This window comes from Streptomyces sp. CB02959, from assembly GCF_002803155.1.
GTDB lineage: Bacteria > Actinomycetota > Actinomycetes > Streptomycetales > Streptomycetaceae > Streptomyces.
Window position 1 is genome coordinate 30100 of sequence record NZ_NNBP01000023.1, and the last position, 12561, is coordinate 42660.

The window sequence follows — 12561 nt, forward strand, 5'->3', positions numbered from 1 at the left end:
CGGCCGTCATGGACGGCGACGGCCGGGATGTGATCTGGCGGCGGGCAGGCCCCCGCAGTGGCAGAACGATCCCGGAGCCTGCGCAGACGGCGGTGCCGTGGGGCTGGGGCAGGGCCCGGCGGTGCCGCCCGCGGTGCGCGCTCAGCGCCGGGTGCGCTGCCTGCTCAGTGGGCGAAGCCCCAGTCGAGCATCTTGGTGGCGTCGTCGAAACGGCCCTGGTCGTCCTTGAGGATCACGCCGATCAGGGTGCGGTCGTCCCGCTCGGCGGCGAAGACGAGGCAGTAGCCGTCCTCCGGGCCGGTGCCGGTCTTGACGCCGAGGGCGCCGTCGTAGGTGCTCAGCAGCTCGTTGGTGTTGACCCAGGTGTAGTACCGGGTGTGGCCGTTGGCCGCCGGGGCCTCGGTCTTGAACTGCTTGTTCTTCACGACGTCGGCGAACACCGGCTGCAGCATCGCGCGCTGACCGAGCTTGGCCAGGTCGCGGGCGGTGCTGTGGTTGTTTCCGTGCGTGAAGCCGTCGACGCCGTCGAAGTGCGTTCCGGTCATGCCCAGTTGCTGCGCCTCGGCGTTCATCTGGTTCACGAAGTCGGCGATCCGCGCGTCCTCGGTGTCCCCGGAGCCGAAGTTGTCGGCCAGGGCCCGCGCGGCGTCCGCGCCGGACGGGATCAGCATGGCGTGCAGCAGTTGACGGACGGTCAGCGTGTCGCCGGTCTGGAGGTCGGCGGTGCTGGCGCCGACTTTCTGGACGTAGTCCCGGTACTCCTGCTTCACCGTGATCTGCCGGTCCAGCCACTCGGGGTGCTTGAGTACCACCACGGCAGTCATGATCTTGGTGGTGCTGGCCATCGGCACACTCTCGTCCGCCTTGGCCCCGGCCCACAACTCCCGCTCCTGGCTGCCGTCCCGGGCGTCCAGCAGGAAGGCGTGGTCGGCGTTGATCCGGGGAGCGTCCTGGTCCTGCGCGACGGCGGCCCGGTGCCTGGCGGTGTGCTGCCCGGCCTGGGGGGACTGGGACTGCTGCGACGCGTGCTGGTTCCTGCCGCCCGTTGTGGTGGCCCCACTGCCCTGCTGGCCGTTCTCGTCCGCGGAGTGCGTGGCGCCGGGAGTGGCCGCCTCGGCCAGGCCACCGGCGCTGATCGGCAGGGCGGCACCGACAAGTGCGACCATCGCGATCCGGACTCCGGTGCGGTGTATTCGGTTGGGGCGTGCATGGGAACCCATGGGGCGTTCCTCCTGCCGGCGTAGCGACGCCGACGCGTAGTGGGAATTCGGTTCATAATGAACCTATTTGGGCGATAGCGGTGACTGTCAAGCCGGCTATGTCATGGTCAGGCAACAGTGCTTGCCTGTGTGGATGCGTTGTGCATGACGTCCAAGCGTCGGCGTCGGAACGGCCTCTTGCCGGCGCCGGTTTCGCGCGACTGGTTCGCGCGTCGCCGTGGGTCGGCGATATCCGGTGGTTCCGCGGCGGATGCTACGGCGCCCGCTTGTCGGTGAAGAAAAACGCCCCGGGAAACGCGCCCATGGCGGCGAGGTGCGGGGGTCGGACAGGTGGTATCCGTCGCCCGGGCGGACGTCTCGACGTGCGGACCCGCCCGTCGGCGGGAATGCTTGTGGCATGTGCCAAAGGTGTAGAGCCGACCTGACGTCCGTGCTGACGCATCGGCGCTGACACAGGGGGCCTGCCGGAATACGGCCCGAACGGGCAGCCGCAGTAGATGCGGGCACCTGGTTCTTGGGCTGACGGCACGCCTACGGCACGTTTCCGTCGAATTCCGGCCGGCCTCTTATGCGACCTTGTGCGCTACGTCCCTGAACCGATCGGGCCACGCGCCGAACCGCCAGGCCGGCCGGTCCGCCGCACGTCACAACGCACCGGAAAGCAGGGACCATGAACGACATCACCCCCATCGTCGACGGCCTCAAAAAGCCCTTCGGCGTAGCGTTGGAGGGCGACTACCTCTACATCACCCAGTGGGGCGACTCCGCGACGGCCGGCTCGGGCTCGGTGGTGAGGGTGAACAAGAGGGACGTGAATTCAGCCCCCGTCACCATTGCCACCGGCCTCGGCATGCCCACGGCTGTGGCTGTGGACGGAGAGTACGTCTACACCGACACCAGAGCGGATCAGCGCTTGGTGGTGAGGGTGAAAAAGGACGGGTCGGCCCCCGCGCACCACGAAACCATCGCCAGCGGCCTCGACGACACCGGAGGCGTAGCGGTGGATGGCAAGTTCCTCTACCTCACCAACGTCACGAGCAAAATTCCGCCGCCGCCCCACGACTCGGTGATGAAGGCGAAAAAGGACGGGTCGGAAGCCACGCACCCCACCGTCATCGCCGATTCCGGCGTCGACCGACCCGCCGGCATGGTGATGGACGGCGAGTACCTCTACATCACCAAGTTGGAGGACGGCTCGGTGGCGAGGGTGAAAAAGGTGAAGTCGGAACCCGTCACCATTGCCACCGGCCTCGACCTTCCCAGTGGTGTGGCGAAGGACCGCGAGTACCTCTACATCACGCAGGACCAGGCCGGCTCGGTGGTGAGAGCGAAAAAGGACGGGAAGGACCCCTCGCACCACGAAACCGTCGCCACCGGCCTCAAGGATCCCCGCGGTGTGGCGGTGGATGGTGACGACCTCTACATCGTCAATGTGGGCACCGACTCGGTGGTGAAGGTGCGCATGAGGGTGCCTGCGTAGGTCGCGTCCGCGGAGCGGCGGAACAGGGCTCGAGCCGCCCACGCCGCCACAGGGTCGACTGCCCCGAGCGCATCTGCTTCGGGCGCGAACGCCCCGTCGTCGATGCCCCGTTGCCTCGTCCTCGACGCCGCGTCATCAGCTCGCCGAGCACCTGGCAGCCAGTGGTCCAGGACGACGTCGTCCTGGACCACTGCCGGTCTTCCTACCGGTCTACCTCCCGGTCGACCGGGACGGGCTGCCGGGGCGCCCGGGCGGCTGAGCGGATCTGCGCGGAGTCGCGGGTCGCCTCGGTGCTCGGGGCTGAGAAGTACCCCGGAACGGAACCCCTAGACCCAGCATCCCCGCTCGGTCATCACCGTGCGCAGCGTCTCCAGGTGGTCGGTCATGATGCCGTCCACGCCGAGATCCAACAGGGCTCTCATCCGGTCCGCGTCGTTGACCGTCCACACGTGGACCTGCATGCCCAGCGCGTGCGCGGCGCGCAGGAACAGCGGATCGACGACGCGGAGCCCGGACTGCCGCTCGGGGACCTGGACGCAGACCGCGCTGCGCCGCACCGCCGCGCCCAGCAGCCGGTCCAGCGGCAGCGCCCCGCGCCCGTACGAGCGGAGCCGCAGCCCGGCCACTCCGCGGGTGCCCAGCGAGCTCGCCATCCGGCCGCCGGCCAGGCGCTGCGCCCGGGCCACCCGGCTCTCGGAGAACGAGCCGACGCACACCCGGTCCCAGGCACCGGTGCGGCGCAGCAGGGCCAGCAGCGGCTCCAGGGCGCCCTCCGCCTTCAGGTCGACGTTCCAGCGGGCCTCGGGGAACTCCTCCAGCAGCTCCTCGAACAGCGGAAGTGGCTCCCGGCCGGCGACCCGGGCCCGGTGGACCGCTCGCCAGGGGAGGGCCGCGATGGCGCCGCGGGAATCGGTGACCCGGTCCAGGGTCGCGTCGTGGAAGGCCACCAGCGCGCCGTCCGCCGTGGCGTGGACGTCGGTCTCCAGATAGCGGTAGCCGAGGTCCACCGCGCGGCGGAAGGCGGTGGCGGTGTTCTCCAGGCCGTCCGCGGTCCCGCCCCGGTGGGCGAAGGGCAGTGGGCCGGGATGGTCGAGGTAGGGGTGGCGGAGGCGTATCGCAGGGGTCACTCCGGCAGTATCGCGCGCTCCGGTGACGGCTCGGGGGAGCGGGCCACCACTGTGGACGGCCGCTCCGGCAGTCCCTTGATCGCGAAGTGGCGGAGGAAGAACTGCGCCAGCGGCCCGATGGCCAGCGCGTACACCACCGTGCCGACGCCGAGGGAGCCGCCGAGCGCGAAGCCCACGGCGAGGACGGTCACCTCGATGCAGGTCCGCACCAGCCGCACCGGGCGCCCGGTGCGCTGCTGCAGCCCGGTCATCAGCCCGTCGCGCGGGCCCGGACCGAACCGTGCCGTGATGTACAGGCCGGTCGCGGCGCCGTTGAGGACCACCGCGGCCGCCAGCAGCGGGATGCGGACCGCCAACGGGTCCACCGCGGGGACCAGTGCCAGTGTCCCGTCCATGACGAGCCCCAGGATCACCACGTTCGAGACCGTGCCCAGGCCCGGGCGCTGCCGCAGCGGGATCCACAGCAGCAGGATCAGCGCCCCGGAGAGGATCGTGACGGTGCCGATCGACAGTCCGGTATGCCGCGCTATGCCCTGGTTGAGCACGCTCCACGGCTCCAGGCCCAGTCCGGCGCGGACCATCAGGCCCATGCTCAGGCCGTACAGCACCAGCCCCGCGTAGAGCTGTGCGAGCCGGCGCGGCAGGTGCGGCCGCCCGGTGCCGGACCCCTGGGTGATGGACATGACGCGTTCCCCTCCTGGCAAGATTGGACTGGTGCGTGTCACCATGTGGCATGTCCGGTCTCCGGATGTAGAGCCAATTTGCGGAAGGTGGACTGATCTTTATGGCGCAGTGGACTTCTGCGGTGGGTGCGCCCCAACTTGCCCGGCTACTCCGGTCGCAGGACCCGCGGGCCGCCGAACTCACCGCCAACGGGCGCAAGTTGCCCGCCTACCGCACCCTCGCCGACGGCGTCCGGCGGCTCGTCCTCGAAGGCCGGGTACCGGTCGCCGCCCGGCTCCCCGCCGAACGCGAACTGGCCGCCGCGTTCGGCGTCAGCCGCACCACCGTCGCCGCGGCCTACGAGGCGCTGCGCGCCGAAGGGTTCCTGGAGTCCCGGCGCGGCTCGGGCAGCTGGACCGCCGTCCCGGCGGGCAACCCGCTGCCCACCCGCGGCCTGGAACCGCTCCCGCCGGAGGCCGCCGGCTCGATGATCGACCTCGGCTGCGCCGCCCTGCCGGCCCCCGAGCCGTGGCTCACCCGCGCCGTCCAGGGCGCGATGGCGGACCTGCCGCTCTACGCCCACACCCACGGCGACTACCCGGCCGGCCTGCCTGTACTGCGCCAGGCCCTCGCCGACCGCTTCACCGCCCGCGGCATCCCCACCATGCCCGAGCAGATCATGGTCACCACCGGCGCGATGGGCGCCGTCGCCGCGATCTGCCGGCTGTGCACCGGCCCCGGCGAACGGGTGGCCGTCGACTCGCCCTCGTACGCCAACATCCTCCAACTGATGCGCGACGCCGGCGCCCGACTCGTCCCGGTCGCCCTCGGCGAGCGGCTGACGGGCTGGGACGTCCCGGTCTGGCGCCAGGTCATGCGCGACGCCGCGCCCCGGATGGCCTACGTCGTCGCCGACTTCCACAACCCCACCGGCAGTCTCGCCACCGAGGACCAGCGCCGCCGGCTCGTGGACGCCGCGCGCTCGGCCGGCACGCTGCTCGTCGTCGACGAGACCATGACCGAGATCGTGCTCGACGCCGACATCGAACTGCCCCGCCCGGTCTGCGCGTTCGACCCCGCCGGCAGCGCCGTGATCACCGTCGGCTCGGCCAGCAAGGCGTTCTGGGCGGGGATGCGGATCGGCTGGGTGCGGGCCGCGCCCGACATCATCCGCAGCCTGGTCGCCGCCCGCGCCTACTCGGACCTCGGCTCGCCCGTCCTCGAACAGCTCGCCATCGCCTCCCTCCTGGAGAGCGGCGGGTGGGAGGAGGCCGTCCGGATCCGCCGTGCGCAGGCCCGGGAGAACCGCGACGCGATCGTCGAGGCGCTCCACCGGCACCTGCCCGACTGGGAGTTCAGCGTCCCGCACGGCGGTCTGACGCTGTGGGCCCGGACCGGCGGGCTGTCCGGCTCCCGGATCGCGGAGGCGGGGGAGCGGCTGGGGGTCCGGGTGCCGTCGGGGCCGCGGTTCGGCGTGGACGGTGCCTTCGAGGGCTTCGTGCGGCTGCCGTTCACGGTCAGCGGCGCGGTCGCCGACGAGGCCGCGGTACGGCTGGCCAGGGCGGCGCAGTTGGTGGCGACCGGGGTGTCGGTGGAGGCGGAGCCGCCGCAGGCGTTCGTGGCCTGAGCCCGGGGAGGCGGGCGGCCGGGCGCTCGCGCCGCGATGCGTGCCGGGGCGCGTCGGCGGGCTAACTGGCGCCCTGGAGAAGGGACTTGCGTCGGAGTGCGGGCCGTGGTGGACGGTCCATCGGCTCTACGGACGTCGGCGGTGTGGCCGCGTACGGGTGGCCGTATCGACCGTCCTACGGGCGCGGGCCCCACCGCACACGCGGTGGGGCCCGAACCCGTGGTCTTCGTCAGGAGTGCCCGGAAGCGTGCGGGTCAGCCGCCCTGGCCGGCGCTGCCGAGCGGGCCGACCTTCACCGGGGAGTCGGTGCCTTGTGTGACGGGCAGCGAGCCGGCGCCCGGCCAGTTGAGGGTGACCGACTTGGTCTCGTCCGGCGGGGTCACCACCAGCCCCGTGATGCGGACGCCGGAGCCGCCCGACGTGTTGACCGGGTAGTGCACGCCGAAGAACACCGACTTCCCGTCCTTGAGGACGATCGAGTCGGCCTTCTCGCCCGTGCGCTTCGCGGACAGCGACCCCGCGTTGGTCTTCAGGTCGACGCCCGCGTACCCGGACATGGCGCAGTCCCGACCGCTGCCGTTCTTCAGCTCCACCGCGACGGTGCCGTCGGCGTCGCCGGTGACGGTGCCGTCCTTCGCCGTGACCTTCAGCTCGTCGGTGCGGCACTTGCCGATCTTGCCGTTCTCGTTGGAGCCTGTCCCGGCAGGCGTGCCCTGCCCGTCGGAGCCCTTCGCCGCGGAGTCCTTCCCGCCGCCCGCGGCCGACGCGTCGGACGAGGCAGCGGGCGAAGAGCCCTGCGAGGCACCGGAGTTCGTGTCCTGGCACGCCGTCATCAGCATGGTGCAGCCGACGAGGGCTGCAGAGACGAGAAATGCCTTACGGCGGTTGCCGGACATGTAAAAACCCCTTGATATCCACTGGTTGAAGCCGCAGCCGCTTCGGCTGCTCAGGACTTCCTTGATCACTATGGCAGGGCTGTGAACCGGGTTGACGCCTGCGCCGCCTTCCACCACACCGCCGTTGCAGACCGGTCACATGATCCCTACGAATGGGAGCAACGGGCATCCCGTTACGCCCCTTTCGGTGCCCCGGCGCCCACGCGCCTGCCCCGGTGGCAGCATTGTCTGCCCTGGTGACAGCGTTGCGGTTCGGCTCGGTGGACAGTTCAGCGACGTGACGTCAGGTCGCGCCGTGCCTGCCGCCCACGGACGTCGGGTCGTCGGCGGCGTCCGTGGGCTTCGCGAAGGACACCGGCCGGGCATCGTCCGGCGCGGTGCTGGTCCGCTCCGGCAGCAGTGCCAGGACCGCCCGCCGGTGCGTCTCCCCGGTGGCCTCGTCGAACGGGTCGGGGGTGGCCGGCACCTGGAGCCGGAGTACGGGGCCGGTGCCGAGCCGGGCGTAGCCGCGGCCCGGCGGCACCTGGGCCAGCGGCGTGGTGTGCGGCGGCACACCCAGCACCCCCCGCACCTCCTCGGCGGTGGCCGGCCCGAGCGCGATCCGCGCCTTGGTGTGGGTCCGTACCGGATCGGTCAGCAGCTCGGCGGTCTCGAACTGGTCGGCCGCCACCACCGTCACCTGGGCCGCCCGACCGTGCCGCAGCGGGACCTGCAGCAGCCGCTGCGGGTCGTCCCGGCCCTCCACCGCCGCCAGATGGGACAGCGCCGTCAGCCGGTCCGCGATGATCCACAGCGGGCGCCGGGTGTCCTCCGGCGCGGGCTGCCCGGCCTGCTGCGCCCGGTTGGCGGCGACCAGCCGCCGCTCGGTCTCGTGCGCCGCCCACTCCAGCGCCGCCGCCGCGCCGGCCAGTCCGCTCTCCACGGCCAGCACCCCGCGCCGCCCCGCCAGGCACCCGAACTCACCGGCGCCGCCACCGTCGATCACCAGCACGTCCCCGTGCCGGAGCGCCTGGAGCGCGAGCGAGCGCAGCAGCGTCGTCACGCCGGCGCCCGGCTGCCCCAGCGCCAGCAGATGCGGTTCGGTGGACCGCCGGCCGGTGCGCCACACCACAGGAGGCACGTCCCGGGTCGCGCCCCCGCCGAACACCGGCAGCGTCCGCTGCACGGAATCGGCGTCCGTGAAGCCGAGCACCGTCTCCCCCGGAGAGGTCACGAAACGCTGCGCCGCGACGTCCGTCGGCAGCGGGCCGAGCGCCGTCATCACCAGCTGGTTGGCCTCCTCGTCCCAGTCGAAGCGGCACTCCCGGCCGCGGCCGGACTTGGCGTGCAGCAGCTGCTCGATGCCGACCCGGGACCGGTCGTCACCGTCGGGGAAGTACGCCGGGTACTTCAGCTGCAGCCGCGCCGGCCGCCCGTCGTCGTCGAAGGCGTACTCGGTGAACGCCCGCTGCCAGTCGCCGTCATGGGAGTAGAGGGGGCTGAGGTCGCCCTCGGCGGAGAAGTGCGGCACCAGCGCCTCGTAGAGGGCCCGCAGGCGCTCGGTCTCCGCCTCGCTCGGGCCGGTGTCCTCCGCCACCGGCGTCCGGTCCCGGCCCACCCAGGCCGCCACCGCCGTCACCGCGATCACCGCGAGCAGCGGACCGTACGGCACCAGCGTCACGAGCAGCACCGCCCCCGCGGCCACGAAGCACAGCGGCCCCCGCTGCTCCTTGGGGGTGGCGGCCCAGCGTCCCCGTCCGGCCACCACCAGCCGGCGCAGGCCCCGGCTGACGGTGATCAGCGGGTGGAGCACGTCGGTCGCGCCGTCGGCCGCGGTCCGCGCCAGTTCGCGGCCGCGGGCGATCGGGGCGCTGCCGGTCAGGGGGTTGCCGGTGAGGATGCGGGGCAGGGGGCGCCGGGCCACAGCTTCTCTCCTGGTGCTCGTAGGGACGGCGGGCCGGCTCGGCGTGGGCGGCGAGCCGGGGCGGGTCTCACGCGCCGCCGCCCGGACGGGACGGGCGGGCCCGAACGGGCGGTGGGGCGGCGCCGCGCCACGGGCGGGACGAGGGCCCGCCCGGACGGGCCCTAGAGCTTGATCCCGCCGAGGAGGCTGGCAAGGCTCGCCCCGCCGGCTTTGATGCTGGGCGCGATGGCCGATCCCGCGAGGTAGAACCCGAAGAGTGCGCAGATCAGGGCGTGGGACAACTTGAGGCCGTCCTTGCGGAAGAAGAGGAAGACGATGACACCGAGCAGGACGACGCCGGAAATGGACAGAATCATGAGGGTTCTCTCCTGGGTGTGGGGACGGTCACCGTGAGTTCTTCCAGCCTCACAGCTGGTATCAAGCCAAGGAAAGCCGCAAATGGCGGATTTATCAGGGAAATCCCTCAAACGGTCCAGCCTCTGTGAGACCCTGCCCGGCACACACCCCGCCCGCCGCCGATCCGTCCCGCCGGACCCGGCACAATCATGGCGTGTCAAAGCCCAGGAAGTCGTCGAAATCCCCGAAGCAGCGGACCCGGCAGCAGCCGCCCGCACCCGTCGCGGTCAGCGAGAACTCGCCCTGCCCGTGCGGCCGCGAGGCGTCCTACGGGGAGTGCTGCGCCCCCTTCCACCAAAGGCACGCCGCCGCCCCGACGGCCGAGCGGCTGATGCGCTCCCGCTACAGCGCCTTCGCCGTCGGCGACACCGCCTATCTGCTGCGCAGTTGGCACTCGACGACCCGCCCGGCCACCCTCGAACTCGACCCCGTACAGCGCTGGACCGGCCTGGAGATCCTCGCCACGACCGGCGGCAGCGCCTTCCACACCGAGGGCACGGTCGCCTTCCGCGCGCACTACGCGGTGCGCGGCCACGCCGGCAGCCAGGAAGAGCACAGCCGCTTCGTCCGCGAGGACGGCCGGTGGGTCTACGTGGATGCGCTGCCCGACGACGGCGCCCAGGTCGCGGACCCGACCTAGGACTGCTGGTCGGACTCCGGGCCGGTGCCGAGCCGGCCGCGCAGCTGGTCCAGTTCGCGGCGGTCGCGTTTGGTGGGCCGACCCGCGCCGCGGTCCCGGACGGCGATGACCGCGATCTCCTGGCGCGGTGGCACCGGCGGGCTGTTGTCGACGTAGCACTCGACGGCGACCGGGGCGCCCACCCGCTTGCGCACCAGCCGGGTCACCACCACGATGCGCTCCCGCCCGTCCTGCCGCAGCCGCACCTCGTCGCCGGACCGCACGCCGTGCGCAGGCTTCACCCGCTCGCCGTTGACGCGTACGTGTCCGGCCCGGCAGGCCGCCGCGGCGATCGAGCGCGTCTTGGTGAGCCGCACCGACCAGATCCAACTGTCGACCCGGGCGGTGGTCATCCCCTCGTCTGAAGCCATGCTGCGACTCTAGAGGAACGGGCCGCCCGGCCGGGCGGGGAGCGGTCGGCCCCTAAGCCCGGTCCGCGGCGGACTTCGCGGTGCGCTTGGTCCGGGACTGCTTCGCGGCCGCCGTCTTCCCGGTCGCGCTCCGGTCCGCCGCGGCCTTCCCGGCGGTGGTCGCGGCCGCCCCCGACCTGCCGGTGGCGGTTTTGCCGGTGGCGGCCTTCTTCGCGGCGGTCCTGCCGCCCGCAGCCGTGCCGGTGCCGCCCTTCCCGGCTGCCGACCTACCTGCGGGGGCCTTCTTCGCGGCGGATTTCCCGGCAGCCGGACCGCGGCCCCGGATCGGGGTGACCGAGGCGTCCTGTGCACCCGCTTCGTCGGTGCCCGGCGAGCCGCCGCGGGCGGCCCGGACGCTCTTCTCCAGCGCCGCCGTCAGATCGATGACCCGGGCGCCGGGGGCGGCCGAGGTGTCCGGCGCGACCGGGGCCCCGCCCTCCAGTTTGGCGGCGACGAGTTCCTCCACCGCCTCGCGGTAGTCGTCGTGGAGCTCGGCCGGGTCCAGTTCGCCCAGCGAGTCCATCAGCATCTCGGCGAGCGTCATCTCGTTCTCGCGGACCTTGACGGCCTCCGGTGCGATGCCGTCCGCGGAGCGGATCTGGTCCGGCCAGAGCAGGGTGTGCATCAGCAGCGCCCCGTCGTACGCCCGCAGCATGGCCAGGGTCTCCCGGCCGCGCATCGCGACCTTGCCGATCGCGACCTTCTCGTGGTGCTCCAGAGCCTCCCGCAGCAGGGCGTACGGCTTGGCGGCGGAGGTCCCGTTGGGGCCGAGGTAGTACGCCTTGTCCAGCTGGAGCGGGTCGATCTCGGCGGGGTCCACGAAGGAGAGGATCGACAGCGTCTTGGCGGTCGGCATCGGCAGGCGGGAGAGGTCCTCGTCGGTGATCGGTACGACCGTGTCGTCGCCGGGCGGCTGATAGCCCTTGCCCACCTCCTCGTTCGGCACCTCCTCGCCGTCCAGTTCGCAGATCTTGCGGTAGTGGACGGGGGCGCCGTCCTTGTCGTGGATGCGGACGAAGGAGACCGACGAGGTGCGGTCGGTGGCGCTGTAGGTCTTCACCGGGATGGTGACCAGGCCGAACGATATGGACCCGTTCCAGATAGATCGCATGATCTGCACCTCATGTGGGATTCTCCATGGTATGTCGCCGATCACCGTCGTGGAGGGGCGGCGCCTCGCGCTGACCAACCTGGACAAGGTCCTCTATCCCGAGACCGGCACCACCAAGGGTGAGGTGCTGCACTACTGCACCACCACCGCGGACGCGCTGCTCCCGCACCTCCGCGACCGTCCGGTGTCCTTCCTCCGCTACCCCGACGGGCCGGACGGCCAGCGCTTCTTCACCAAGAACGTGCCGCCCGGCGCGCCCTCCTGGGTGAAGAGCTGCGAGGTCCCCCATTCGAGGTCGGGGCCGGCCCGGCAGGTGCTCCTCCAGGACCTCGCCTCGCTGGTCTGGGCCGCCAACCTCGTCGTCGAACTGCACACCCCGCAATGGACCCGCGACGCGCCGGGCGTGGCCGACCGGCTGGTCTTCGACCTGGACCCGGGCGCACCCGCCACCATCGTGGAGTGCTGCACCGCCGCCCGGTGGCTGCGCGGCCGGCTGGCCACCGACGGTCTCGACGCCTACGCCAAGACCAGCGGCTCCAAGGGCCTGCACCTCCTCGTGCCCATCGAGCCCACCCCCTCCGACCGCACCACCGCCTACGCCCGGGCGCTGGCCGTCGAGGCCGGTGCCGCCCTCGGGGACCTGGTGACGCACAAGATGACCCGGGCGCTGCGGCCGGGCAAGGTCTTCATCGACTTCTCGCAGAACGCCGCCGCCAAGACCACCGCGACCGCCTACACCCTGCGGGCCCGCCCCCTTCCGACCGTCTCCACCCCGGTCACCTGGGACGAGGTCGCCGACTGCACCGAACCGGGCCAACTCGCCTTCCTCTTCGACGAGATCGCCGGGCGCCGCGAGCGCTACGGCGATCTGCACGCACCGCTGCTCGGTCCGGAGCGGGCCCGCCCGGTGCCGCGCGTCGACCGGCGGCCCGCGTAGGAGGCGGCGCCTCGCCGACCGGGGTCCGGTCGGGGCCAGGCCGCCGGGCCGGCGCCGAACACCTTCTTCCTCGCCGGGTTTGTCCTCCCCGCCCACCTGGCCTCCTCGGCGG

The 12561-nt window shown here is 72.3% G+C and carries 12 protein-coding genes; 4 read left to right on the plus strand and 8 right to left on the minus strand.

What is annotated here, in order from left to right; genetic code table 11:
* Positions 1-164: 164 nt before the first annotated feature.
* Positions 165-1220 (minus strand): D-alanyl-D-alanine carboxypeptidase family protein, encoded by a 1056-nt coding sequence (locus CG747_RS31610; RefSeq protein ID WP_100605287.1) that lies wholly within the window; start codon positions 1218-1220, stop codon positions 165-167.
* A gap of 670 nt (positions 1221-1890) precedes the next feature.
* Here CG747_RS31610 and CG747_RS31615 point away from each other — a divergent pair.
* Positions 1891-2700, plus strand: a complete 810-nt coding sequence (locus CG747_RS31615) for a hypothetical protein (protein WP_100605288.1) — start codon at positions 1891-1893, stop codon at positions 2698-2700.
* 326 nt (positions 2701-3026) lie between these two features.
* Here the strand turns inward: CG747_RS31615 and CG747_RS31620 are convergent, their stop codons facing one another.
* Both CG747_RS31620 and CG747_RS31625 read right to left on the minus strand, forming a co-directional pair.
* Complete coding sequence (locus CG747_RS31620) at positions 3027-3827, minus strand: glycerophosphodiester phosphodiesterase (protein ID WP_180985780.1); 801 nt, start codon at positions 3825-3827, stop codon at positions 3027-3029.
* Positions 3824-4510: a YitT family protein gene (locus CG747_RS31625; RefSeq protein ID WP_100605289.1), complete on the minus strand. Its 687-nt coding sequence runs from the start codon at positions 4508-4510 to the stop codon at positions 3824-3826. Before CG747_RS31625 ends, CG747_RS31620 begins: the two co-directional genes overlap by 4 nt.
* Before the next feature lie 101 nt (positions 4511-4611).
* On the opposite strand from CG747_RS31625, the gene CG747_RS31630 reads away from it, so the two are divergent.
* Positions 4612-6117 (plus strand): PLP-dependent aminotransferase family protein, encoded by a 1506-nt coding sequence (locus CG747_RS31630; protein WP_100605290.1) that lies wholly within the window; start codon positions 4612-4614, stop codon positions 6115-6117.
* 254 nt (positions 6118-6371) lie between these two features.
* On the opposite strand, the gene CG747_RS31635 is transcribed toward CG747_RS31630, so the two are convergent.
* The 3 genes from CG747_RS31635 to CG747_RS31645 form a co-directional block, all read right to left on the minus strand.
* Positions 6372-7013 (minus strand): DUF4232 domain-containing protein, encoded by a 642-nt coding sequence (locus CG747_RS31635; RefSeq protein WP_100605291.1) that lies wholly within the window; start codon positions 7011-7013, stop codon positions 6372-6374.
* 283 nt (positions 7014-7296) lie between these two features.
* Positions 7297-8916 carry a hypothetical protein gene (locus CG747_RS31640; protein ID WP_100605292.1) on the minus strand — a complete coding sequence of 540 codons (1620 nt, stop codon included), beginning with the start codon at positions 8914-8916 and terminating at the stop codon, positions 7297-7299.
* A gap of 161 nt (positions 8917-9077) precedes the next feature.
* Entirely contained in the window at positions 9078-9272 is a 195-nt protein-coding gene (locus CG747_RS31645; RefSeq protein WP_016576341.1) for a hypothetical protein, read from the minus strand.
* 194 nt (positions 9273-9466) lie between these two features.
* On the opposite strand from CG747_RS31645, the gene CG747_RS31650 reads away from it, so the two are divergent.
* Entirely contained in the window at positions 9467-9952 is a 486-nt protein-coding gene (locus tag CG747_RS31650) for a YchJ family protein (protein ID WP_100605293.1), read from the plus strand.
* Here CG747_RS31650 and CG747_RS31655 read toward each other — a convergent pair.
* Both CG747_RS31655 and CG747_RS31660 read right to left on the minus strand, forming a co-directional pair.
* Positions 9949-10362, minus strand: a complete 414-nt coding sequence (locus CG747_RS31655) for an RNA-binding S4 domain-containing protein (RefSeq protein ID WP_100605294.1) — start codon at positions 10360-10362, stop codon at positions 9949-9951. The two genes, CG747_RS31650 and CG747_RS31655, sit on opposite strands and share 4 nt — an antisense overlap.
* Positions 10363-10414: 52 nt before the next feature.
* A complete protein-coding gene (locus tag CG747_RS31660; RefSeq protein ID WP_100605411.1) occupies positions 10415-11512 on the minus strand; it encodes a Ku protein in 1098 nt (365 codons plus the stop codon).
* A gap of 31 nt (positions 11513-11543) precedes the next feature.
* Between CG747_RS31660 and ligD the strand changes: the two genes are divergently transcribed.
* The gene (gene ligD / locus CG747_RS31665) at positions 11544-12449 is read left to right on the plus strand and encodes a non-homologous end-joining DNA ligase (RefSeq protein WP_100605295.1); all 906 of its coding nucleotides are present in this window, start codon (positions 11544-11546) and stop codon (positions 12447-12449) included.
* Positions 12450-12561 lie beyond the last annotated feature (112 nt).